The sequence below is a fragment of the Pseudomonas syringae genome (assembly GCF_023278085.1).
Lineage (GTDB): Bacteria > Pseudomonadota > Gammaproteobacteria > Pseudomonadales > Pseudomonadaceae > Aquipseudomonas > Aquipseudomonas syringae_Q.
In genome coordinates this window covers 850585-875558 of record NZ_CP066265.1, presented here as the reverse complement: position 1 = coordinate 875558, position 24974 = coordinate 850585, and the positions used below count along the sequence as shown (strand labels likewise).

General features: G+C 59.1%; 21 protein-coding genes. 9 read left to right on the top strand and 12 right to left on the bottom strand.

What is annotated here, in order from left to right; translation table 11 throughout:
- Positions 1-35 precede the first annotated feature (35 nt).
- From mreD to mreB, 3 genes are all read right to left on the bottom strand, one after another.
- Positions 36-527 carry a rod shape-determining protein MreD gene (gene mreD, locus I9H07_RS03980; protein ID WP_003377527.1) on the bottom strand — a complete coding sequence of 164 codons (492 nt, stop codon included), beginning with the start codon at positions 525-527 and terminating at the stop codon, positions 36-38.
- The gene (gene mreC, locus I9H07_RS03975; protein ID WP_080394543.1) at positions 520-1644 is read right to left on the bottom strand and encodes a rod shape-determining protein MreC; all 1125 of its coding nucleotides are present in this window, start codon (positions 1642-1644) and stop codon (positions 520-522) included. The genes mreD and mreC overlap by 8 nt, the downstream gene beginning before the upstream one ends.
- A 183-nt stretch (positions 1645-1827) precedes the next feature.
- Positions 1828-2865, bottom strand: a complete 1038-nt coding sequence (gene mreB, locus I9H07_RS03970; RefSeq protein WP_007249007.1) for a rod shape-determining protein MreB — start codon at positions 2863-2865, stop codon at positions 1828-1830.
- Positions 2866-3070: 205 nt separating this feature from the next.
- Between mreB and gatC the strand changes: the two genes are divergently transcribed.
- The 6 genes from gatC to I9H07_RS03940 all read left to right on the top strand — a co-directional run bounded on the left by gatC (position 3071) and on the right by I9H07_RS03940 (position 8676).
- A complete protein-coding gene (gene gatC / locus I9H07_RS03965) occupies positions 3071-3358 on the top strand; it encodes an Asp-tRNA(Asn)/Glu-tRNA(Gln) amidotransferase subunit GatC (RefSeq protein WP_003418825.1) in 288 nt (95 codons plus the stop codon).
- A 14-nt stretch (positions 3359-3372) separates the two neighbouring features.
- The gene (gene gatA, locus I9H07_RS03960; protein WP_058824265.1) at positions 3373-4824 is read left to right on the top strand and encodes an Asp-tRNA(Asn)/Glu-tRNA(Gln) amidotransferase subunit GatA; all 1452 of its coding nucleotides are present in this window, start codon (positions 3373-3375) and stop codon (positions 4822-4824) included.
- 10 nt (positions 4825-4834) lie between these two features.
- A complete protein-coding gene (gatB, locus tag I9H07_RS03955) occupies positions 4835-6280 on the top strand; it encodes an Asp-tRNA(Asn)/Glu-tRNA(Gln) amidotransferase subunit GatB (protein ID WP_058391584.1) in 1446 nt (481 codons plus the stop codon).
- A 515-nt stretch (positions 6281-6795) separates the two neighbouring features.
- Positions 6796-7164: a septal ring lytic transglycosylase RlpA family protein gene (locus tag I9H07_RS03950; protein WP_024672564.1), complete on the top strand. Its 369-nt coding sequence runs from the start codon at positions 6796-6798 to the stop codon at positions 7162-7164.
- 64 nt (positions 7165-7228) lie between these two features.
- The gene (locus I9H07_RS03945) at positions 7229-8260 is read left to right on the top strand and encodes a calcium/sodium antiporter (protein WP_058824266.1); all 1032 of its coding nucleotides are present in this window, start codon (positions 7229-7231) and stop codon (positions 8258-8260) included.
- Between the two features lie 32 nt (positions 8261-8292).
- On the top strand, positions 8293-8676 hold the full coding sequence (locus I9H07_RS03940; protein WP_024672566.1) for a carboxymuconolactone decarboxylase family protein: 384 nt from the start codon (positions 8293-8295) through the stop codon (positions 8674-8676).
- Here I9H07_RS03940 and I9H07_RS03935 read toward each other — a convergent pair.
- Together I9H07_RS03935 and I9H07_RS03930 are read right to left on the bottom strand one after the other, a co-directional pair.
- The gene (locus tag I9H07_RS03935; protein WP_024672567.1) at positions 8673-9614 is read right to left on the bottom strand and encodes an AEC family transporter; all 942 of its coding nucleotides are present in this window, start codon (positions 9612-9614) and stop codon (positions 8673-8675) included. The genes I9H07_RS03940 and I9H07_RS03935 overlap by 4 nt on opposite strands.
- A 100-nt stretch (positions 9615-9714) precedes the next feature.
- The gene (locus I9H07_RS03930) at positions 9715-11298 is read right to left on the bottom strand and encodes an alkaline phosphatase D family protein (protein ID WP_236423596.1); all 1584 of its coding nucleotides are present in this window, start codon (positions 11296-11298) and stop codon (positions 9715-9717) included.
- 162 nt (positions 11299-11460) lie between these two features.
- Here I9H07_RS03930 and I9H07_RS03925 point away from each other — a divergent pair, with 162 nt between their 5' ends.
- The 3 genes from I9H07_RS03925 (at position 11461) to I9H07_RS03915 (ending at position 15894) form a co-directional block, all read left to right on the top strand.
- Positions 11461-12477, top strand: coding sequence for a class I SAM-dependent rRNA methyltransferase (locus I9H07_RS03925; protein WP_058391567.1), 1017 nt, complete (start codon positions 11461-11463; stop codon positions 12475-12477).
- 124 nt (positions 12478-12601) lie between these two features.
- A complete protein-coding gene (locus I9H07_RS03920; RefSeq protein WP_236423597.1) occupies positions 12602-15559 on the top strand; it encodes a DUF748 domain-containing protein in 2958 nt (985 codons plus the stop codon).
- On the top strand, positions 15556-15894 hold the full coding sequence (locus I9H07_RS03915) for a DUF2845 domain-containing protein (protein WP_058391565.1): 339 nt from the start codon (positions 15556-15558) through the stop codon (positions 15892-15894). The genes I9H07_RS03920 and I9H07_RS03915 overlap by 4 nt, the downstream gene beginning before the upstream one ends.
- A 160-nt stretch (positions 15895-16054) precedes the next feature.
- On the opposite strand, the gene I9H07_RS03910 is transcribed toward I9H07_RS03915, so the two are convergent.
- The 7 genes from I9H07_RS03910 to nusA all read right to left on the bottom strand — a co-directional run bounded on the left by I9H07_RS03910 (position 16055) and on the right by nusA (position 24939).
- A complete protein-coding gene (locus I9H07_RS03910) occupies positions 16055-16408 on the bottom strand; it encodes a BON domain-containing protein (RefSeq protein ID WP_002555119.1) in 354 nt (117 codons plus the stop codon).
- A gap of 290 nt (positions 16409-16698) precedes the next feature.
- Positions 16699-18804 (bottom strand): polyribonucleotide nucleotidyltransferase, encoded by a 2106-nt coding sequence (gene pnp, locus I9H07_RS03905; protein WP_024673504.1) that lies wholly within the window; start codon positions 18802-18804, stop codon positions 16699-16701.
- Between the two features lie 175 nt (positions 18805-18979).
- Positions 18980-19249 carry a 30S ribosomal protein S15 gene (rpsO, locus tag I9H07_RS03900; RefSeq protein WP_002555121.1) on the bottom strand — a complete coding sequence of 90 codons (270 nt, stop codon included), beginning with the start codon at positions 19247-19249 and terminating at the stop codon, positions 18980-18982.
- Between the two features lie 158 nt (positions 19250-19407).
- Entirely contained in the window at positions 19408-20325 is a 918-nt protein-coding gene (truB, locus tag I9H07_RS03895; protein ID WP_236423599.1) for a tRNA pseudouridine(55) synthase TruB, read from the bottom strand.
- Between the two features lie 3 nt (positions 20326-20328).
- Complete coding sequence (rbfA, locus tag I9H07_RS03890; protein WP_024644272.1) at positions 20329-20745, bottom strand: 30S ribosome-binding factor RbfA; 417 nt, start codon at positions 20743-20745, stop codon at positions 20329-20331.
- Between the two features lie 159 nt (positions 20746-20904).
- Entirely contained in the window at positions 20905-23430 is a 2526-nt protein-coding gene (gene infB, locus I9H07_RS03885; protein ID WP_024673505.1) for a translation initiation factor IF-2, read from the bottom strand.
- Positions 23431-23457: 27 nt separating this feature from the next.
- Positions 23458-24939, bottom strand: a complete 1482-nt coding sequence (gene nusA / locus I9H07_RS03880; RefSeq protein ID WP_024673506.1) for a transcription termination factor NusA — start codon at positions 24937-24939, stop codon at positions 23458-23460.
- Between the last annotated feature and the right edge of the window lie 35 nt (positions 24940-24974).

Here is a 24974-nt window from a genome sequence, read left to right as displayed (position 1 = left end):
CGCACACCCTTGAAGGCGCTGCGCTCACCTTGCGCTTAATTGATTTTCAAACGTTTGCGCAATCCACGCAGACCATAACTGACCCAAGGCCACAGCAACGCACTGACCAGAGCAGGCAACACCAGCGCCAGGGTCGGCTGACGGTTGCCGGTCAGGGCGCTGAGCCACAGTTGTGCAAGCTGCGCCAGACCGAACACCACCAGCAGCACCAGACATTGCTGCCACATGGGGAACATGCGCAGACGCTGTTGCAGGGACATGACCAGAAAGGTAATCAGGCTGAGGATCAGCGCGTTCTGACCGAGCAGCGTGCCATACAGCACATCCTCCATCAGACCGAGTATCCAGGCGGTGGTCATTCCGTACTTGTGTGGCAACGCCAGCACCCAGAAGGTCAGCAGCAGTGCCAACCAGAGGGGGCGAAAGATTTCCATGAATTGCGGCAGCGGCGAAACGCTCAGCAACAGGCCGATCGCAAAGGTCAGCCAGACTACCCAGCCGTTGCGCCCGGAGACGTGACTAACCATCAATAGGCTCCCGAGCATTGGAAGGTGTGGACGCAGGCGGCTGCGAGGCGGCAGGTCGGGAGGCTGGCCGAGCCGGTTTGACCGGCGTCGCAGCCGGGGTGGCGGACGCTGGCGCGGTCGCCTGGGACGCAGGTTTGTGGGTAACCGTGGCACCCGGGAACATAGGAATGGTCGCTTGCGGCCACATCGGGAATGCCGGTGTCGGCGGTGGCAGCGTCGCCATCACGGTAGGTTCGATGCCCTTTTCAATCGATTCCTGCGCCTGCGCAGCATCGGCAGCCCGCTCTTCCGGGGAGCGACCATCGGAAAACACCAGCAGCAGATAACGGCTGCGATTCAGCGCGGCGGTCGGTACTGCACGAACGATTGCGAACGGCTGGCCGGAGTCGTGAATCACTTCCTTGACCGTTGCCACCGGATAACCGGCCGGAAAACGCTGACCAAGCCCGGAGCTGACCAGCAGATCGCCTTCCTTGATGTCCGCAGTATCCGCCACATGGCGAAGTTCCAGACGCTCCGGATTGCCAGTGCCGCTGGCGATGGCGCGCAGGCCGTTACGATTGACCTGAACCGGAATGCTATGGGTCGTGTCAGTCAGCAACAGGACCCGTGAGGTGTAGGGCATCAGCTCGACAACCTGGCCCATCAGGCCACGCGCATCGAGCACCGGCTGGCCGAGCACCACGCCGTCGCGTTCGCCCTTGTTGATGATGATGCGGTGAGTAAAGGGGTTCGGGTCCATGCCGATGAGCTCGGCGACCTCGACTTTCTCGTTGACCAGCGCCGAAGAGTTCAGCAACTCGCGCAGACGCACGTTCTGCTCGGTCAATGCCGCCAGCTTTTGCAGGCGACCTTGCAGGAGCAGGGCTTCGGTCTTGAGTTTTTCGTTCTCGGCGATCAGCTCTGTGCGACTGCCGAACTGACTGGCAACGCCTTGATACAAACGTTGTGGCAAGTCGACAATCCAGTAGGACTGCATGAGCACCATGGACATCTGACTGCGCACAGGCTTGAGGATCGTAAAACGGGCGTCGACAACCATCAACGCGACCGACAGAACGGCCAGCACCAGCAGACGTACGCCCAGCGACGGGCCTTTTGCGAAAAGCGGTTTAATAGGCCGCTCCTACGGGGCATGCGATCGTGGGATCGAGCTTCAATGGGCTTTTATTCATGCGCTATGGAACCGGCCTGGACAAATGAAAGAGATAGGCAGCCTGTTTCGGCGTCAGCCTGACGCATACAGGTAGCACATACGCTACCTGCATACAAAAGACTCCGTGAATGGCACCCCGGCGATTTACTCGCTGGAGAGCAGATCCATGGTGTGCTTATCCATCATTTCCAGCGCACGGCCACCGCCACGCGCTACACAGGTCAGCGGGTCTTCGGCGACGATCACCGGCAGACCGGTTTCCTGAGCCAGCAGTTTGTCCAGATCCCGCAGCAACGCGCCACCACCGGTCAGTACCAGACCACGCTCGGCAATGTCGGAAGCGAGTTCCGGCGGCGACTGCTCAAGCGCGCTCTTGACCGCCTGAACGATGGTCGCCAGCGACTCCTGAAGCGCTTCGAGCACTTCATTGGAATTCAGGGTGAACGCACGTGGAACGCCTTCAGCCAGGTTACGGCCGCGAACGTCGACTTCGCGGACTTCACCACCCGGGTAGGCGGTGCCGATTTCCTGCTTGATGCGCTCGGCTGTGGATTCGCCGATCAGGCTGCCGTAGTTACGACGCACGTAGGTGATGATCGCTTCATCGAAACGGTCGCCACCCACACGCACGGATTCGGCGTAAACAATACCGTTCAGGGAGATCAGGGCGATCTCGGTGGTGCCCCCACCGATGTCGACAACCATCGAACCGCGGGCTTCTTCCACCGGCAGACCGGCACCGATCGCTGCAGCCATTGGCTCTTCGATCAGAAATACTTCGCGCGCACCTGCACCCAGAGCCGATTCGCGAATGGCGCGACGTTCAACCTGAGTGGATTTGCACGGAACGCAGATCAGCACACGAGGGCTGGGCTGCAGAAAGCTGTTTTCATGGACCTTGTTGATGAAGTACTGCAACATTTTTTCGCAGACGCTGAAATCGGCGATAACGCCGTCTTTCATGGGGCGAATGGCTGCAATGTTGCCTGGCGTACGGCCCAGCATGCGCTTGGCTTCGGTACCGACAGCGACGACGCTCTTCTGGTTGCCGTGAGTACGAATGGCAACGACAGAGGGTTCATTCAGAACGATACCGCGCTCACGCACGTAAATAAGGGTGTTGGCAGTGCCCAGGTCGATGGATAGATCACTGGAAAACATGCCACGCAGTTTCTTGAACATGGGAAAGGGACCCTAGGGAACGCGTGGTAAAAAAAGTGCGGCAAACTCTAACAACGACAGGGATTTTGGGCAAGGAGCCAATATGCTAAATTGGCGGTTTTCCGAACACCACCCTCGACGTTAGCGGCTTGAGACAGTAATAACGCGATAGTGTTCCGCAATTGGCAACAAAGCAAATCCGTCAGCATTCCACTGGAGATACCCCATGGCGCTTGAACGCTCCGACGTGGAAAAGATCGCTCATCTGGCCAGACTTGGCCTTAATGACGCCGATATCCCGCGTACTACCGAAGCACTGAACAGCATTCTCGGTCTGATCGATCAGATGCAGGCGGTCGACACCACCGGCATCGAACCCTTGGCTCACCCGCTGGAAGCGACCCAGCGCCTGCGCGAAGACGCGGTAACCGAGCGAAATCGCCGCGACACTTACCAAGCCATCGCACCAGCGGTCCAGGATGGTCTGTATCTGGTTCCGAAAGTCATCGAGTAAGGGAAAGCGCCTGCATGCATCAAATGACTCTGGCCGAGATCGCTCGCGGACTCGCCGAAAAAAAATTCTCTTCTGAAGAGCTGACCCGTGTCCTGCTGTCGCGTATCGCACAGCTCGACCCGCAGCTCAACAGCTTCATCAGCCTCACCGAAGACCTGGCCATCACTCAGGCCCAGGCGGCAGATGCACGCCGCGCTGCCGGTGAGAACGGCCCGCTGCTCGGCGCTCCGCTGGCGCACAAGGACCTGTTCTGCACACAGGGCATCCGCACCAGTTGCGGCTCGAAGATGCTCGACAATTTCAAGGCCCCGTACGACGCTACGGTGGTGTCGAAGCTCGCTTCGGCGGGTACCGTCACGCTGGGCAAGACCAACATGGACGAATTCGCCATGGGTTCGGCCAACGAATCCAGCCACTACGGCGCGGTGAAAAACCCGTGGAACCTCGACTGCGTTCCCGGTGGTTCGTCCGGCGGTTCGGCAGCGGCAGTGGCTGCCCGCCTGCTGCCCGCAGCGACCGGCACTGACACCGGCGGCTCGATTCGCCAGCCCGCGGCCCTGACCAACCTGACCGGCCTCAAGCCGACCTATGGTCGCGTATCGCGCTGGGGCATGATTGCCTACGCATCCAGCCTCGACCAGGCTGGCCCGATGGCGCGCACTGCCGAAGACTGCGCCCTGCTGCTGCAAGGCATGGCCGGTTTCGATGCGCAGGACTCCACCAGCATCGACGAGCCGGTTCCGGACTATTCCGCCACCCTCAATACCTCGCTCAAGGGCCTGCGTATCGGTGTACCCAAGGAGTATTTCAGCGCTGGCCTCGACCCGCGTATCGCGCAATTGGTCCACGAAAGCGTCAAGGAGCTGGAAAAACTCGGCGCCATCGTCAAGGAAGTCAGCCTGCCGAACCTGCAACATGCCATTCCGGCCTACTACGTCATCGCGCCGGCAGAGGCATCGTCCAACCTGTCGCGCTTCGACGGTGTGCGCTTCGGCTACCGCTGTGAAGACCCGAAAGACCTGACCGACCTGTACAAGCGCTCGCGCGCCGAAGGCTTTGGCCCGGAAGTCCAGCGACGCATCATGGTCGGCGCCTACGCGCTGTCGGCAGGCTACTACGACGCCTATTACCTGCAGGCGCAGAAGATCCGTCGCCTGATCAAGAACGATTTCATGAGCGCATTCGCCGAAGTCGACGTGATTCTCGGCCCGACCACGCCCAACCCGGCCTGGAAAATCGGCGCCAAGAACAACGACCCGATTGCCGAATACCTGGAAGATTTCTACACCATCACCGCCAACCTGGCGGGCCTGCCCGGTCTGTCCATGCCTGCGGGCTTTGTCGAGGGTCTGCCGGTCGGCGTGCAATTGCTCGCCCCGTATTTCCAGGAAGGCCGTCTCTTGAATGTGGCGCATCAGTATCAGCAAGTCACTGACTGGCACACTCGCGCACCTGAAGGCTTCTGAGGAGAAACACATGCAATGGGAAGTCGTCATCGGGCTGGAGATACATACCCAGCTTTCGACCCAATCAAAGATTTTTTCCGGTAGCGCCACCACGTTCGGCTCCGAGCCCAATACCCAGGCCAGCCTCGTTGATCTGGGCATGCCGGGTGTGTTGCCGGTGCTGAACAAGGAAGCCGTGCGCATGGCCGTCAAGTTCGGCCTGGCGGTGGATGCCGAAATCGGCCAGCACAACGTGTTTGCCCGCAAGAACTACTTCTACCCTGACCTGCCCAAGGGCTATCAGATCAGCCAGATGGAATTGCCGATCGTCGGCAAGGGCCACCTGGACATCACGCTGGAAGACGGCACGGTCAAGCGCATCGGCATCACCCGTGCGCACCTGGAAGAAGACGCAGGCAAGAGCCTGCACGAAGACTTCCAGGGCATGACCGGCATCGACCTGAACCGCGCTGGCACGCCGCTGCTGGAGATCGTTTCCGAGCCGGACATGCGCAGTGCCAAGGAAGCCGTGGCCTACGTCAAGGCCATCCACGCGATTGTCCGCTACCTGGGCATCTGCGACGGCAACATGGCCGAAGGCTCGCTGCGTTGCGACTGCAACGTGTCGATTCGCCCCAAGGGCCAAGTCGAGTTCGGCACCCGCTGCGAGATCAAGAACGTCAACTCGTTCCGCTTCATCGAGAAGGCGATCAACAGCGAGATCCAGCGCCAGATCGACCTGATCGAAGACGGCGGCAAGGTCATCCAGCAGACGCGTCTGTACGATCCGAACACCAACGAAACCCGCGCCATGCGCAGCAAGGAGGAAGCCAACGACTACCGTTACTTCCCCGACCCGGATCTGTTGCCGGTCATCATCGAGGATTCGTTCCTTGAGGAAACCCGCGCCACACTGCCGGAACTGCCACCGCAGAAACGCGAGCGCTTCCAGAGCCAGTTCGGCCTGTCGACCTACGACGCCAGCGTGCTGGCGTCGAGCCGCGAGCAGGCTGACTATTTCGAAAAAGTGGTCAGCATCAGCGGCGACGCCAAGCTGGCGGCCAACTGGGTCATGGTCGAGCTGGGCAGCCTGCTGAACAAGCAGGGGGTCGAGATCGAACAATCGCCCGTCAGCGCCGAACAACTGGGGGGCATGCTCAAGCGCATCACCGACAACACCATCTCGGGCAAGATCGCGAAAATGGTCTTCGAAGCGATGGCCAATGGTGAAGGCAGCGCCGATGAAGTCATAGAGAAGCGCGGCCTGAAGCAGGTAACCGACAGTGGCGCCATCGAATCGATGCTCGACGATGTACTGGCTGCCAATGCGGAACAGGTCGAACAGTATCGGGCGGCGGATGAAGCCAAGCGCGGCAAGATGTTCGGGTTCTTCGTCGGTCAGGCCATGAAAGCCTCCAAAGGCAAGGCTAACCCGCAGCAGGTCAACGAACTGCTGAAGGCCAAGCTGGAGGGCTGACCCCCTACTCACGCTCGTTCCCACGCTCCGCGCTCATCGTTATACATGAGTCTCGTGGGAGCGAGCTTGCTCGCGAAGAGGCCGGTACAGCCCCCAGAAACAGGGCGCCTGGACCAACGTATTCGCGAACAAGTTCGCTCCTACGCCCTTCGGGCCGAAGCCTGAAAGCCCTCTATTCCGGGCTCTCTAGAACGTGTGTATAACGCTGAGCGCTCCGCGTGGGAACGCATTTTTGGGCGCTCTGCGTCCGAAGTTTAATGCGCGGTGCGGCACAGAATTGTGACGCGGAGCGTCACGAAATGCATGCCAACGCGGAGCATTGGCACGAGCGTCAGGGCTGATCTTTTCAACGCTGATGATCGTACCCGCGCTCCGAGTGGGGACGCGTTTCTGGACGCTCCGCGTCCGAAGTTTAATGCGCGCCGAGGCACAGCGTTGCGCCAACGCGAGCATTGGCAAGAGCGTCATAGGGACGTGTAGAACCCCCAAGCCAACGGCACTCAGGACCTTTGACCATGCGCCGACTTATTTTTGCCTGCAGCCTGCTGACCTTACTGGCCGGCTGCGCCAATCACATCATCGACCCTCACGGTTACGACGAGACCGGCACCGCCGCCTATTACGGCGCTCGCCATCATGGCAACCGCACGGCCAGCGGCGAGCCTTTCAATCAGAATGCCCTGACCGCCGCTCACCGGCAGTTGCCGTTTGGCACGCGGGTCAGGGTCACCAACCTGAACAACGACAAGTCAGTGGTCGTCCGCGTCAATGATCGCGGCCCTCACACGCGTGGCAGATTGATCGATGTCTCTCGCGAAGCAGCCGAACAACTGGGTATGCTGCGCAGCGGCACGGCGCCTGTCCGCGTTCAGGCCCTCGACTAAGCTCTCGACCAAGGACACACCTATTCTCCAGCTATCGGCCCTGCCCGCTCCCGCCCTCATTCAGATGTTCGGCGGCTTTCTTCTCCTGCTGATCGGGGCGGATCTGTCAGTGCGCGCGGCCGTGCATCTGGCCGCCATTTTCAAGGTCAGGCCATTGATCATCGGCCTGACCGTCGTGGCGATGGGCACCAGCGCCCCGCAAATGGCCGTCAGCCTGCAAGCTGCCTTCTCGGACAATACCGACATTGCGGTGGGCAGTGTCATCGGCGGCAACATCTTCAATGTGCTGGTGATCCTTGGCCTGTGCGCCTTGATCATTCCGTTGCGGGTGGCGCGGCAGGTGTTGCATATCGACATACCGCTGATGATCGGCGCGTGCCTGCTGGCTATCGGCCTGTCATGGAACGGCGAGTTCAGCACGCTCGACGGTATCGTGCTGCTGGCCGGATTGCTGGTCTGCCTGTTCGTCATCGTGCGCCAGGGAGGCCATAGTCCGCGCCACGGTCATGCCGACATCACGGAAAAGCCTCGCACTCTTTCGCGCATGTTCATGCTCGCCGCTGGCTTGCTGATGCTGACCGCGGGCGGGCACTTGCTGGTCAATGCGTCGGTGGTGATTGCCATCCATCTGGGGCTGTCCGAGCGCATTATCGGACTGACCGTGATCGCCATCGGAACCTCGCTGCCCGCACTGATGGCCTCGCTAATTGCAGCACTGCGTGGTGAACGCGACATTGCCGTCGGCAACGTGATCGGCAGTAACCTGTTCAATCTGCTCGGGGTGCTGGGCGTGACCGCACTGGTTGCGCCACTGCCCCTGACAATCTCGCCTAACGCGCTGGTGTTCGATTTGCCAATCATGCTGGGCGTGTCACTGCTGTGTGTGCCGCTGTTTTATTCCGGCTACCGGATAGACCGCATCGAAGGCCTGCTGCTGTTGGCGTTGTACCTGACCTACGGGCTGCACATCGTGTCGATCAGTACCGGCATGACACTCGCCGAAAGGCTCGAAGGCTGGATGCTCACGCTGGTTCTACCGCTATTGGGCATCATTGTTGCCTGGCGCACCGTGCGTGCCTGGCGACGCCAGCACTGATTTCAATCTGTATTGATCAGAGGAGAAACGCCATGACAGACAACACGATCAGCGAAGGCGAACAGATCCGCCGCCAGGTAATGGGCGATGTCTACGTCGACCGCGCACTGGGCAATGCCACCGATTTCAGCCAGCCCTTGCAGGACTTCGTCAACGAACACGCATGGGGTAGCGTCTGGAGCCGTGACGGCCTGCCGCTGAAAACCCGCAGCCTGATCACCCTGGCGACCCTCACCGCCCTCAAATGCCCGCAAGAGCTGAAAGGCCATGTGCGGGGTGCGCTGAACAACGGTTGCACCGTCATAGAAATTCGCGAAGCGCTGCTGCACTGCGCGGTGTACGCCGGGGTGCCCGCAGCCATCGATGCGTTTCGTGCGGCTCAGGAAGTAATCGACAGTTACGTCAAAGCGGACTAGATCCAGCCACCCCATTGCAGGATGAAAATCCCCACGTTGGTGGTGACTGCGGCGGCCAGCGTGGTGATCACGATGATTGCCGCCGCCAGTTCATAATTGCCGTTTGCCGTGCGCGCCATGATGTAACTGGCGGCGGCGGTCGGGCTGCCGAAATACAGAAACAGAATCCCCAGCTCTGCACCGCGAAAGCCAACCAGCCATGCGGCCAGCGTGCAGAGCACCGGCAACGCGACCATTTTCATGACGCTGGCACTGACGGCCAGTTTGCCGCTCTTGCGAAGTGACGCCAGCGACAGCGTGCCGCCGATACAGATCAGCGCCAAAGGCAGCGTCATCTGCGCCAGATAACTACCGGAAGTTTCCAGCCATTTGGGCAGGCCGATGCTGAAATAAGCAAAGGGCGAGGCAATGATCACGCTGATGATCAGCGGGTTGGCCAACACGCTCTTGAAAATGCTCCATGGATCGGACTTGATCACCGGGCTGTAGACCGCCAGCACCACAGTCGACAGCGTGTTGTAGAACACGATGACCAGTGCCGCGAGGATGGCACCCAGCGAGATGCCGTACGAGCCATACATGCTGGCCGCCAGGGCCAGGCCGATCACGCCGTTATTGCCACGGAACGCGCCCTGAACGTAGATGCCACGCTCTTCGTACGGGCAACGCCAGACGGCCCAGACCCAGGCGAATGCGAAACTCAGCAGCGTGGCAAGGCTGAAAAAAATCAGCAGTTTAGGCTGCAGTGCCGTGCGCAGGTCCGCGTGAATGATGCCCAGAAACAGCAATGCCGGCATGGTGACATTGAACACCAGCCCTGAAGCCGCAACGATGAACCCGTCGTTGATCGCGCCGATACGCCTGAGGAACACGCCCAGAAACAGCATGGCGAATACCGGAGCGGTGATGTTCAGGGTTTCGAGAAAGATAGCCAGCATGCAACATACCCGATCCATCATTAGGTGGCTCATGATAAGCCACCCATGCCGAGCATGTTGCAGGGATTTTCAACCCTACGAGCCTTTAGCCCGCTGCCTGTCAGACGATTCGGCTGACCTCTTTCACAGGCTGTAGCTTGCGCTCGAACACCGACACCCCATCCAGATCCCGCAGAGCGACCGTCATCTCACCGGTTTGCCCATCGATGTTCACTTCGCCAAAGAACTGATAACCCGCAAACGGCGAAGTATTCTGCGCAGGAGGCGCTTTCTGGAACACCAGCTCAGGCCCGAACGTCTTGTCCAGCACGTTGGGACCGTAACTGCCCGCATTCAATGGCCCGGCCACGAACTCCCAGAACGGATCGAAATCCTGAAACACCGCCCGATCCGGTTGGTAATGATGCGCAGCGCAGTAATGCACATCGGCTGTCAGCCACACGCAATCGCGAATTTTCTGCGTACGCAGATACGCCAGCAATTCGGCGACCTCCAGCTCACGCCCCAGCGCCGGTCCATCATTGCCGTTGGCGATGGCCTCCCAACGCGCGACCCCGGGGCTCACCTCGCCATCCGGCACGCCAAGGCCGATGGGCATGTCTGCGGCGATCACTTTCCACTGCGCGCGCGAGCTGTTGAGCTCGCGCTTGAGCCAGTCCAGTTGTTCACGGCCCATGAACGCGGTGGTCGGACCAGGTTTGTCGGCCAGATTGGCATCGTTGCCGTCGCGGTAGCTGCGCATGTCGAGAACGAACACGTCGAGCATCGGGCCATAGGGAATTTTGCGATAAATACGCCCGCCGTTATCCGCCGCTTGCAGGCGCAACGGTGCGTACTCCAGATATGCCTGACGTGCGCGGGAGGACAGCAACTGGATGTCCTTGACCTTGTAGCGGTCATCGAGCTGCTTGCTGGGCGACCAGTTATTGGTCACCTCGTGATCGTCCCACTGCCAGACCTGCGGCACTTCAGCATTGAAACGACGCAGGTTTTCATCCAGCAGGTTGTAACGGTAATTGCCCCGGTATTCGTCCAGCGTCTCCGCCACCTTGCTTTTCGCCTCGGTGGTGATGTTGCGCCAGATCCGCCCGCCTTCGGTGGTGAGCTGCTCCGGCACCGGGCCGTCGGCGTAGATGGTGTCGCCGCTGTGGATAAAGAAGTCCGGCAAGCGCAGGCGCATGGCTTCGTAAATGCGCATGCCACCGATGTCAGGGTTGATACCGAAACCCTGCCCCACCGTATCGCCACTCCAGACGAAGCGGATGTCACGACGCTGTTGTGGCGTGCTGCGCAAATGGCCGAACCAGGGTTCGCTGGCAACACCGCTCTGGGCATCCTCGAACGAAACGCGGTAGAAAATCGCCTGATCGACCGGCAATCCGCTCAGCTCGACGCGCGCCGTGAAGTCGGTGCGCTGATCAGCCAGCGCCGACACCACACGCCGTGGCTGGGTGAACATGCTGCGCGTGTCCCACTCGACGACCATGCGCGCAGGCCGGTCGCTGCGGCTCCAGACGATCGCCTTGTCGCCAAACACATCGCCGGACTGCACGCCGTCAGTCATTTTCGGGCGGTCCTGCACCGAGGCAATGACCGCCGGTGCAACACCGGGTAACAGCAGACCGGCACCCACGGTCCCGACGGCCTGAATGACACGACGACGCTTGAGATCGAACTGGCTCACGGTTATCCCCTCGCTGACAGGCAAAACAGCAACCTAGCAGCACAATGTTGGCGCTGTATGACAGGCCCGACAGTTATTCAGCGAATCAAGAAGACTCAAAAACCGTGCGCAGTCGGTAACTGGTAAACTCCCGCGCCTTTATTACCGCCCGGGACGCTTTGCATGTCTTCCTTGAATCAGGCGCTCAGCGTCGCCCTCGACAACCGTGAGTCGCTGCTTGCCGAACTGCACCTGCAAGGCACCGACTGCTATCGCCTGTTTCACGGCAGTCAGGAAGGCGCCAGCGGCTTGACCATCGATCGCTACGGCCCGCAATTGCTGGTGCAGAGTTTTCACACGGGGCTGGAACGCGACGCGTTGCTTGAGCTGCATGCACAGGTCAATGCGCGTCTGGGCCTGGAGACGCTGCTGGTCTATAACGACCGCTCACAAGGCAACTCGCGGGTAGATCGTCAGGATGCCATCTACAAGGCGGACGAAGCGGCGCTGGCAGACCATGTCGGTCACGAGTGGGGGCTCAATTACCGAGTCCGCGGGCGGCATGCCGGGCAAGACCCGTTGCTGTTTCTCGATCTGCGCAACACCCGGGGCTGGGTCAGGCAGCACAGTGCGGGCAAGAGTGTGCTGAACCTGTTCGCCTACACCTGTGGCGTGGGTCTGAGTGCCGCAGCCGGTGGCGCGAGCGAAGTGTGCAACCTGGATTTTGCCGAGGGCAACCTCGCGGTGGGCCGTGAAAACGGTGCACTCAACCCGCAATTACCGACCATGCAATTCATCCAGTCGGATTACTTCCCGGCCATCCGCCAACTCGCCGGCCTGCCAGTCGCCGCCCGGCGCAGCCAGAAGCTGCCGAGCCACGTAAAGCTGGATCAGCGCCAATACGACCTGGTTCTGCTGGACCCGCCCGCCTGGGCTAAAAGCGCGTTCGGCACGGTCGATCTGTTGCGCGATTATCAAAGCCTGCTCAAACCTGCGCTGCTCACTACGGCAGACGATGGCGTGCTGATCTGCTGCAACAATCTGGCGAAGGTCAGCATGCAGGACTGGCGCGAGCAGGTCTTGCGCTGCGCCAGCAAGGCCGGCCGTCCGGTGCGCGACTGGCAGATGATGCAACCTGCTGAAGACTTTCCGTCGAAGGACGGTCAACCGCCACTGAAAACCCTGATTCTGCAACTCTGATCAGCCGCCTGCTTCAGGCCGCCTGAATCATGAAAAATCCTGCAAGCCAGAGCGGCACTGCCTTGGGAACCGAACAGGCATGCCATACTCCAAGCACCTCCAAAAGAGAGAGACGCCGCTGCCCATGTCCAGAGGATTGAAATACACACTTGGCTCCGTGCTGGCTGTGCTCGTGCTCTATAGCCTGTTGGGTTTCTTCATCCTTCCCGGCGTCGCTCTGCGCATTGCCAATCAACAACTGGCCAATTATTCGACCGTGCCGGCCAAGCTGGAACGCCTGGAGTTCAATCCCTACACCCTGGAACTGACCCTCTGGGGCCTGAACATCGGCACACCGGGCAAAGAACAGGTCGCGTTCGAAAAGCTCTACGCCAATCTGCAGATCGACAGCCTCTGGACCCGAGCCCTGCATTTGCAGCGCGTCGAGCTGATCAAGCCCAAGACCGAACTCTTGTTCGACAAGCAAGGCACGCTCAACCTCGCGCAACTGTTCAAGCTGCCTGCCAGCGAGCCGACTCCGGACGAACCGCCGAGCAAGCCGTTCCCGCTGCGTATCGGCGAGATCAAGCTGGCTGACGGCTATGTGCATTTCCAGGACATGCGCCCCGGCGCCCCCATCGAATTCCTCTACGACGCGTTGAATTTCGAACTCAAGAACCTTAGCACTTTGCCGGAAGACAATGCCGACATGACCCTGGTCGCGGCTGGGCCCGACGGCGGGCAGATCGACTGGGTGGGGCGCATCAGCCTGGTGCCGATTGCCTCCGAAGGCACGCTGAAAGTCACCGACGGCAAGATGAAGCTATGGTGGCCCTACGTGCGTGATGCGCTGCCACTGGCACTTGAGGATGGCGTGCTTAATTTCAGTACCGCCTACAAACTTAATCTGGCCAAGGAAACCGAGCTTCAGCTGACCAACCTGTCGGCCAGCGTTGCGCCCTTTGCATTGAACACGCCTGATGGACGCCCGCTGGTGCGCCTGCAACGCCTGGACGTGAGCGAGACATCGGTTGATCTGGCAAAGCAACGGGTGACTGTCGGCAAGATTCGCAGCCAGAAGCTGGAAACCTGGGCCGCACGTGAAAGCGACGGGCAACTGGACTGGCAGAAACTGTTCGCCAGTCAACCGGGCAAGCCTGCCGCGCAACAAAAACCGGCGGTGGACGAAAAAGCGGCGGAACCTGCACCTGGCAGTGGCAGCGCTCAACCGGCAACGCCGGGCAAACCGTGGCAAGTACTGCTGCACGATGTGCAACTGCGCAACTACACGGTCCACCTCGCGGATCGCGTACCCAAGGAACCTGTTGCACTGGATGTCGGCCCGCTGAATGTGGATATCCAGAATTTCGACAGCCTGAACACCTCACCCTTTACCCTCAAGCTCGACACCGGGCTGGGTAAACAGGGCAACCTCACTGCCACCGGCGACGTGAATCTGAACCCGGTCAGTGCGCGCTTGAACGTGACGACCCGTGATATCGATCTGCGCTTGGCTCAGGCCTATATCAGCCCGTTCATTCTTCTTGAACTGCGCAGTGGCATGCTGGGCAGCGACCTGGCCGTCAATCTGAAGAGTACCGAGCCACTGGCGTTCGGCGTGACCGGCAAAGCGCAGGTCAGTCAATTGCACACACTTGATACCGTCAAACAGCGCGACCTCCTCAAGTGGCAGCAACTGGACCTTGAAGGGCTGGATTACCAGCACGGCACCGGCCTCTCGATTGCCAAGGTAAACATGAGTCAGCCGTATGCGCGCTTCATGATCAACGAGGACCGCACCACCAACATTGATGACCTGCTGATTCCACAGCCGGATGACAAGACTGCATCGAAGCCGAAGGCAGCCAAAACGCAGCCCAAGGCCAAAAAAGACGCGCCACTGGCGATCTATGTCGGCGAAGTCAACATCAAGGATGGCTCGGCAAACTTTGCCGACATGACCCTGACGCCCAACTTCGCGACGGCCGTGCAACAACTCAACGGTCGCATCGGCACCATCGACAACCGCAAGGCCACACCTGCCCCGGTCGATATCGAAGGCAAGGTTGACCGTTACGCCCCGGTGACCATCAAAGGCAGCCTCAACCCTTTCGATCCGATGGCCAGCCTCGACATCACCACCAGCTTCAAGCGGGTCGAGCTGACCAACCTGACGCCCTACTCCGGAAAGTTCGCCGGCTTCCGGATTCGCAAGGGCCGGCTCAATCTGGATTTGCATTACCTGATCACCAAAGGCCAGCTCAAGGCGCAGAACAAGGTGCTGATCGAACAGTTGCAACTGGGCGAGCGGGTTGACAGCCCGGATGCGCTGGACCTGCCGATCCGGTTGGCAGTGGCGCTGCTCAAGGATACGCAGGGACGGATTTCGCTTGAACTGCCTATCGAAGGCGACCTCAATAACCCGCAGTTCAGCGTGATGCCGATTGTCTGGCAGACGTTGCGCAATCTGGTGCTGCGTGCGGCACAGGCTCCATTCAAGATGCTTGGCAGCCTGGTAGCAGGCGGCAGCTCCGAGGACCTCGGCAGCGTGAGTTTCGCGCCGGGCACCAGTGAGTTGTCGGTCGAGACACAAGGTGCGCTGGACAAGCTCTCGGCAGCCCTCAAGGCGCGTCCGGACCTCAAGCTGGAGATCGAAGGCACCAGCGCGGCCAGCAGCGACGGCCCATTGATTGCGCAACAGCGACTGGAGCGGGAATACCAGTACACGTATTACAAGATCCTCCAGCGGCGTGGCGACAAGGTCCCGGCCAAGGCTGGCTTGATAGACGTCCCTGAGGCTGAGAAAGCGCCGATGCTGGAAGGCATCTACCGCACGCGCCTGAAACAGCAACCGCCCGCAGAATGGGCCAATCTGAGCAAGGAACAACGTGCCAGCCAGATGCGCGCTGCGGTGCTCACGTTCTGGAGCGGCAACGAAGTATTGCTGCGTGAACTGGGGCAGAGCAGAGCCAGCAGTATCAAGGATTACCTGGTGGACAAGGGCAAGCTTGAAGACGCTCGCGTGTACTTCGTCGACGCACGCCTCGGACAGGCTCAGCCGGATGGTAAAGTCATCAGCCCACTCCACCTGGACAGTGAATGAACCCGTTGCCACAGATGCGAATCAAGACACTGATAAGCCTGACCCTGGCCGCGATGGCCGGGGCAGTCGCCCTGCCTGCCTTTGCGGCATCGACCTTGCGATGCGGCAGTCAGTTGATCAGCACGGGTGACAGGACATTCGAGGTTCAGCAAAAATGCGGAGCGCCGGTCAGTCAGGAAGTGATCGGCACAAAAGAAAGCTTCAGCATTGATTATCGCCAGTCCGAGACTGTCAGAATCGAGGAGTGGATCTACGGTCCTGACAATGGCATGTACCAGTATCTGCACTTCGAGGGCGGACGGCTGGTGAGGATCGATAGCAAACGTCGTCGTTAATTATCTGACGAACCCTCTCGCTCCCCCTCTCGCACCCTTCACCGCCCTCCATAGAAAAGGCCCCGACTCTTCAGTCGGGGCCTTTAATGGCTACATCCTTGTAGCCTCGCATGAACCTTCCATCAATCAATGACTGCGGTTGTTCATGGGCAGTATTCGATTACTCGGCTTTCAGGCCAGCAGCCGATACGTCTTTAACACCTTTGATTTTCTTGGTGATAGCGACGGCAGTGTTTTTCTGAGCTTCGGTGACTTTTACCATGGAGGACAGGGAAACCACGCCTTTGTTGGTCTCAACCTTGATGTCCGAACCAGGAATGCCTTTTTCAGTCAGCAGGTCAGCTTTGACTTTAGTGGTGATCCAGGTGTCAGAGGTATCTTCTTTGACTTCTTGAGTAGTGGTGTTGGCTGCCAGAACCATTGGCGCTTGAGCCGAGGTCTGAGCGAATGCAGCGTTAGCCATGGTCAGAGTCAGGGCAGTTGCGGTAGCGGCAGCGATAGCGAACTTCTTCATACGATAACTCCTGTTTTTCTCAAAAACTGCGCCAGGTGAGTGGCTGCAGGGTTAACAGTTATGTCGCAATCGGTGTGCCAAACATGAGAAGGCTTAAAAAGCCTTTAAAATCAAACAGTTATATTTTCAGCTGATTTACGGAATCGTGCAGATTGCCCGCTACCCGTGTTTCGGGCTTGCAAGATGCATGTTCAGCCCGAGCATTTTGCTCGACCGAAACGTAAGCCTCTAATTGCGCTCATAAAAAAAGGACTCCGAAGAGTCCTTTTTTCAAACGCTGATCAGATCAATCAGACGCCGGATACTTTCGCAGCCGCTACGTCTTTGATCGACAGCTTGATACGACCGCGGTTGTCCACGTCCAGTACCAGTACTTCGACTTCCTGACCTTCTTTCAGGATATCGGTCACTTTCTCTACGCGAGCGTCGCTCAGCATCGAGATGTGAACCAGACCGTCCTTGCCCGGCAGGATGTTGACGAATGCGCCGAAATCGACGATGCGCTCAACCTTGCCGACGTAGATCTTGCCGATCTCTGCTTCTGCGGTGATACCCAGAACGCGCTGACGTGCTGCTTCAGCCGCTTCCTTGGATTCGCCGAAGATCTTGATCGAGCCGTCGTCTTCGATATCGATCGAAGCCTTGGTCTCTTCGCAGATTGCACGGATGGTTGCGCCACCCTTGCCGATCACGTCACGGATCTTGTCGGTGTCGATCTTCATCGCGATCATGGTCGGCGCGTTGGCCGACAGTTCGTTACGCGACTGACCGATGATCTGGTTCATCTGACCGAGGATGTTCAGGCGAGCTTCCAGGGCCTGGCCCAGGGCGATCTCCATGATCTCTTCGGTGATGCCTTTGATCTTGATGTCCATCTGCAGCGCGGTAACACCTTTGGAGGTACCGGCTACTTTGAAGTCCATGTCGCCCAGGTGATCTTCGTCACCCAGGATGTCAGTCAGAATGGCAAACTTCTCGCCTTCCTTGACCAGGCCCATGGCGATACCGGCAACCGGCGCCTTCATCGGAACACCCGCATCCATCAGTGCCAGGGAAGCACCGCAGACCGAAGCCATGGAGCTGGAACCGTTGGACTCGGTGATTTCCGACACAACACGAATGGTGTACGGGAACACGTCAGCGCCCGGCAACATGGCCTGCACGCTGCGGCGAGCCAGACGACCGTGACCGATTTCACGACGACCGGCACCGCCCATGCGACCACACTCGCCCACCGAGAACGGAGGGAAGTTGTAGTGCAGCATGAAGGGGTCTTTCTTCTCGCCTTCAAGGGTGTCGAGCAGCTGTGCGTCACGAGCAGTACCCAGGGTGGCCACAACCAGCGCCTGAGTTTCGCCACGGGTGAACAGTGCCGAACCGTGGGTCTTTGGCAGCACGCCGACTTCGATGTTCAGCGGACGGACAGTGCGTGTGTCACGGCCATCGATACGCGGCTTGCCGTTGACGATGTTTTCGCGAACGGTGCGGTATTCGATTTCACCGAAAGCGGCTTTGACTTCGCTGGCAGACGGGCTGCCGTCTTCGACAGCGAGCTTGGCAACGACCTGATCTTTCAGCTCGCCCAGACGCGCATAACGGTCGGCTTTGACAGTGATGGTGTAAGCCTGCGAAATCGCGTCGCCGAACTCGGCACGGATAGCGCCCAGCAGTGCGGTCGCTTCAGGCTTCGGCTGCCAGTCCCAGACCGGCTTGGCGGCTTCGGCGGCCAGTTCCTTGATGGCGTTGATGACCACCTGGAATTCGTCGTGGGCGAACAGTACAGCGCCCAGCATCTGGTCTTCGGTCAGTTCCTTGGCTTCCGATTCAACCATCAGAACGGCTTCGGAAGTACCGGCCACAACCATGTCCAGGCTCGAAGCCTGCAGCTGCTCGTAGGTCGGGTTCAGCAGGTAGCCGGTGCTTTCGTGGAAAGCAACGCGCGCAGCGCCGACCGGACCGTCAAACGGGATGCCGGAGATGGCCAGCGCAGCCGATGTACCGATCATCGCAGCGATGTCCGGATCGATTTTCTTGCTGGTGGAAACGACGGTGCAGACAACCTGCACTTCGTTCATGAAGCCTTCTGGAAACAGCGGACGGATCGGACGGTCGATCAGTCGCGAGGTCAGGGTTTCTTTCTCGGAAGGACGGCCTTCACGCTTGAAGAAACCACCGGGAATCTTGCCGGCAGCGTAGGTTTTTTCCTGGTAGTGCACGGACAGAGGGAAGAAGCCTTTGCCAGCGTCAGCCTGTTTGGCGCCGACCACAGTCACAAGCACGCTGACGTCGTCGTCAACGGTGACCAATACTGCACCAGAGGCTTGACGGGCGATACGGCCTGTCTCGAGGGTTACGGTCGATTGACCGAACTGAAACTTTTTGATTACCGGGTTCACGGTTTCCTACCTTTCTTTGTGGCTCTTGGGGAACTGGTTTCTTGCGAATTCTTGGGCAGCGTGGGGAATCGGCCCCTTCCACAGCCCAGATAAAACTTGAGGCTGGGAGCCTGCCAGAACCACCGGGCAAACCCGATGGATCGTGACAGACAACCAACCTCTAGCAACGTCGTTATTAGCGACGCAGACCCAGACGACCGATCAGGGCGCTGTAACGGCTAACGTCCTTACCTTTCAGGTAATCCAGCAGCTTGCGGCGCTGGTTTACCATACGGATCAGACCACGACGGGAGTGGTGGTCCTTACCGTTGGCCTTGAAGTGGCCTTGCAGCTTGTTGATGTTGGCGGTCAGCAGTGCAACCTGCACTTCTGGCGAACCTGTATCACCAACAGCTTGCTGGTAGTCGGTTACGATCTGAGCTTTTTCTTCAACGCTGAGTGCCATGTGGGCAATCCTTATTTCAGGGAAGCGCCTCCGGAGAAACGTTTCCAACAGGCCGAGGACGAAACCTCGTATTAAAAAATGAGATATGACCGTGCCTGTTGACAGCCATCCTCGCTCCACCCCGTTTGCAGGCTAGCCTGCCAACGGACTGGTTCCGGTCACTCTGACCGAATCAATCGACGCGGCGCAATGCGCCCGTCTTCACTCACTTCACCGATACCGATGAAGCGACCTTCGTGATCCTGCACCCGTACCATGCCGAATTTCGGCGCGTCCGGAGCGCGTACCGGCTGACCATGCAACCAGTAGAACGAACTGTGCTCGGAAAACTTCAGCAGCGGCCAGTCCAGCAAGCCGCTGTCCGAGGGCATCAGGAAGCGGTCAACCGCTTCATTGCCGCCGTCGGCATGCACTTGCTCCAGCTCTTCCAGCGTAACCGTCTGAGCCAGCGTGAAAGGCCCGGCCTGGGTACGGCGCAGTTCTGCGACGTAAGCACCACAACCGAGTTTTTCACCAATATCCTCGACCAGCGTCCGGATGTAGGTGCCTTTGCTGCAATCCACCGACAGACGTGCTGTCTCGCCTTCGCAAGCAAGTAATTCCAGGCGCGCAATAGTAACAGAACGGGGCTCGCGCTCCACTACTTCCCCTGCACGAGCCAGCTTGTAAAGTGGCTGGCCATCACGCTTGAGGGCCGAGTACATGGGAGGTATCTGACTGATTTTCCCGAGAAAGTCCGGCAGAACCGCTTCGATATCGTCGCGACCAACGGTCACCGGACGCGTCAGCAGAACATCACCCTCGGAGTCGGCGGTGGTGGTGGTCTTGCCCAGTTGCGCGAGTGTCTCGTAGGACTTGTCCGAATCGAGCAGGTACTGCGAGAACTTGGTCGCCTCGCCGAAGCACAACGGCAGAACGCCCGTTGCCAGAGGGTCGAGGCTGCCGGTGTGCCCGGCCTTCTCGGCATTGAGCAACCAGCGAACCTTTTGCAGCGCGGCGTTGGAAGTGAAGCCCAGTGGCTTGTCGAGCAGGATGATCCCGCTGACATTGCGACGTATACGCTTGACCTGAGCCACCCTTTACTCCTCGGTACTTTCAGGCTTTGCATCAGGCGATGCAGCGCCTTCCTGGTGCTGACTGTCCTGCGCCACGGCGCGCTCGATCAGTGCCGAGAGATGCGCACCCCGCACAACGCTTTCGTCGTAGTGGAAGTGCAGTTGAGGCACGCTGCGCAGTTTCATTTCACGGGCCAGTTGCATGCGCAGGAAACCTGCGGCAGCGTTGAGCACCTTGATGGTTTGCGCGATATCTTCCGCGTTGTCCTGGCCCATGACGGTCATGAAAATCTTTGCATGACCTACGTCACGGCTGACGTCTACGGCGGTGATAGTGACCAGACCCACACGCGGGTCCTTGATTTCGCGACGGATCAGTTGTGCCAGCTCGCGCTGCATCTGATCGCCGATACGCTGGGTACGGCTGTATTCTTTTGCCATGTTTGTTACCTGTTACTGATCCGGGACCAAACCCTGACAGTCTGAAAGCGGCAAACGCCCGGCCTGACAATTGCCAGACCGGGCGTTGCGTTTAGAGCCCATGGGGAAAGCAGAGCATTTGCATGCGAGGCTCCCACCATGGCTCCTGAAGCTCGCGATTTAGAGGCTGCGAGCCACTTGGACCTTCTCGAAGACTTCGATCTTGTCACCAACCTTGACGTCGTTATAGCTCTTGACGCCGATACCGCATTCCATGCCGGCACGTACGTCGGCAGCGTCGTCCTTGAAGCGGCGCAGGGATTCCAGCTCGCCTTCAAAGATAACGATGTCTTCACGCAGAACACGGATTGGACGGTTACGGTAGACGGTGCCTTCCAGAACCATACAGCCTGCGATCGCGCCGAATTTCGGCGAACGGAATACATCGCGGACTTCGGCGATGCCCAGGATATTCTCCCGAACGTCGCTGCCAAGCATACCGGTAAGGGCTTTCTTGACGTCTTCGATGATGTCGTAGATCACGTTGTAGTAACGCATATCCAGACCTTCCTGCTCGACGATCTTGCGAGCGCCAGCATCGGCACGCACGTTGAAGCCAAACAGTACAGCGTTGGAGGCCAGTGCCAGGTTGGCGTCGCTCTCGGTGATACCACCGACACCGCCACCGACAACGCGCACTTGCACTTCATCGTTACCCAGGCCGTTCAAGGCGCCGTTCAACGCTTCAAGGGAACCGCGTACGTCAGATTTGAGGACGATGTTGAGCGTCTTCTTCTCTGCCTGACCCATGTTCTCGAAGATGTTTTCCAGCTTGCCAGCGTGAGCACGGGCCAGTTTGACTTCGCGGAACTTGCCTTGACGGAACAGAGCCACTTCACGGGCTTTCTTCTCGTCCGACAGCACGCTCATCTCGTCGCCAGCGTCCGGGGTACCGTCCAGGCCGAGGATCTCGACAGGGATGGAAGGACCTGCTTCTTTGACTGGCTTGCCGTTCTCGTCGAGCATGGCGCGGATGCGGCCGAAGTTCGAACCGACCAGAACCATGTCGCCCTGACGCAGCGTACCGTCCTGAACCAGAACAGTCGCAACCGGACCACGGCCCTTGTCCAGACGGGACTCGACAACAACACCACGGCCAGGCGCCGATGGAGTGGCCTTGAGTTCCAGGACTTCGGCTTGCAGCAGAACAGCTTCCAGCAGCTCGTCGACGCCAGTACCCATTTTTGCGGAGACCGAAACGAAAGGCGTATCACCGCCCCACTCTTCGGACGTCACGCCATGGACCGACAACTCGCTGCGAATGCGATCGAGGTCAGCGCCAGGCTTGTCGATCTTGTTCACGGCGACGACCAGCGGTACGCCAGCAGCAACAGCATGCTGAACGGCTTCGATGGTCTGCGGCATCACGCCGTCATCGGCAGCAACCACCAGAATCACGATGTCGGTCGCCTTGGCACCACGAGCACGCATTGCGGTAAACGCAGCGTGACCCGGGGTGTCGAGGAAAGTGACCATGCCGCGTTCGGTTTCAACGTGGTAAGCACCGATGTGCTGAGTGATACCACCGGCCTCGCCAGCCGCTACCTTGGCACGACGAATGTAGTCGAGCAGCGAAGTCTTACCATGGTCGACGTGGCCCATTACGGTCACAACCGGCGCACGGGAGAACGACTCACCTTCGAACTTCAGCGATTCGGCCAGGGAATCTTCCAGGGCGTTGTCGCTGACCAGCGTGACCTTGTGGCCCAGCTCTTCGGCGATCAACTGGGCAGTTTCCTGATCCAGTACCTGGTTGATGGTCACCGGGGTGCCCATCTTGAACATGAACTTGATGACTTCGGCAGCCTTGACCGACATCTGTGCCGACAACTCGCCGACAGTGATGGTCTCGCCGATGGCAACGTCACGAATCACAGGACCGGTAGGGCTCTGGAAACCGTGTGCGTTACGCTTCTTCAGCTTGCCCTTGCCACGACCACCACGACGGAAGCTGTCGCTTTCTTCGTCGGTAGTGCGAGGAGCAACGCGAGGGGCCGGAGCCTTCTCTTTGACCGAGGCGCGATGCGGAGCGTTCTTGCGATCACCGTCGCCGCCACGGGCGTTGCGATCATCGGCGCGAGGCTTGTCAGGGCGACGTTGTTCGTCACGCTTGCGAGCGTCGGCCGAAGGCGCGGCGCTGGCAGGTGCCGGAGCAGCGGCCGCTTGTGCTTCACGCGCAGGCTCGGCAGCAGCAACAGGCTGCGCAGGTGCCGGAGCATCCTGAGCGGCAGCTGGCTGGCTGGTCGCATCTGTTTCGGAGCGACGCTTGGCTTCTTCTTCAGCCTTTTGACGAGCGGCATTTTCTACCGCACGGCGTTCGTCCATCTCGCGCTTGCGCTCGGCTTCGATTTCTTCCGGGCTGCGCTGTACAAATACTTTCTTCTTGCGCACTTCAACGCTGATGCTTTTGCTGCCAGCAACGCGCAGGGTGCTGGTGGTCTTGCGCTGCAAGGTAATCTTGCGTGGCTCTTCCACCTTGGCCTTGTGACCACTTTTCAGGTGCGTCAACAGGGCTTGCTTTTCGTTATCGGTCACAACTTGCTCGGCGGCGGTGTGCGGCAGACCTGCCTCACGCATCTGCTGTAACAGGCGCTCTACCGGTGTGTCGACCACTTTGGCCAGTTCTTTCACCGTGACTTGCGTCATGCACTTCTCTCCTCAGGCCGCGCTTACTTACTCGAACCAATGGGCTCGGGCGGCCATGATCAACTTGCCGGCACGATCATCGTCAATGCCGTCGATGTCGAGCAGATCGTCTATAGACTGCTCGGCCAGGTCTTCGCGGGTAATTACGCCGCGCACCGCCAGTTCCATCGCCAGATCCTTGTCCATACCCTCAAGCGAGAGCAGGTCTTCGGCCGGATGGGCGTCTGCCAGCTTTTCCTCTGTAGCGATGGCTTTGGTCAACAAACGATCCTTGGCACGAGCGCGAAGCTCGCTGACGATATCTTCGTCAAAGCCGTCGATGTTGAGCATTTCTTCCAACGGTACGTAGGCAATCTCTTCCAGGCTGGTGAAGCCTTCATCAACCAGCACCTGTGCCAGTTCTTCATCGACTTCGAGCTCTTCGATGAAGTTGCGCAGGATGTCACCGGTTTCAGCTTGCTGCTTGGCCTGGATGTCCGATTCGGTCATTACGTTCAGGGTCCAGCCAGTCAACTGGCTTGCCAGACGAACGTTCTGACCACCACGACCAATAGCCTGGGCCAGGTTGTCCGCGCCAACCGCGATATCCATTGCATGCGCATCTTCATCTACGATGATTGCCGCTACTTCTGCAGGAGACATTGCATTGATCACGAACTGCGCCGGGTTATCGTCCCAGAGCACGATATCCACACGCTCGCCACCCAGCTCGCCGGAAACAGCCTGAACGCGCGAACCGCGCATGCCGATACAGGCACCTTGCGGATCGATTCGTTTGTCCTTGGAGCGAACAGCGATTTTGGCACGTGAACCCGGGTCACGAGAGGCCGCCATCACCTCAATGAGACCTTCGGCAATTTCCGGCACTTCAATGCGGAAAAGCTCGATCAGCATCTCTGGCGCAGTACGCGACAGAATCAGCTGAGGGCCACGGTTTTCAGTGCGAATTTCCTTGAGCAATGCACGGACGCGAACACCGACCCGGAAAGTTTCCCGGGAGATGATGTCTTCACGAGCCAGCAATGCCTCGGCATTGTTACCCAAGTCAACGATGACATTGTCACGCGTAACCTTTTTAACAGTACCAGAAATGATTTCACCCAGGCGCTCGCGGTAAGCGTCGACGACCTGAGCACGCTCGGCTTCACGAACTTTCTGCACAATGACCTGCTTGGCAGTCTGTGCAGCGATACGACCGAACTCGATGGAGTCGATTTTTTCTTCGATCAGCTCGCCAGCTACGGCACCCGGCCTTTTAGCCTGAGCCTGATCAACGGCCAGCTCGTAAGCCGGATCGTCCAGATCTTCGTCCTCGACAACTGTCCAGCGACGGAAAGTCTCGTAGTTACCTGTTTGGCGGTTGATCTCTACACGCAGTTCAACTTCATCTTCAAAACGTTTTTTGGTAGCAGTGGCCAGGGCCAGCTCCAGCGCTTCAAAAATCACACTTGCCGGAACGCCCTTTTCATTGGACACCGACTCAACAACCAGCAGTACTTCTTTGCTCATCGTACGCCTCGCCTTTCGCAAGCCATTGGATCCGC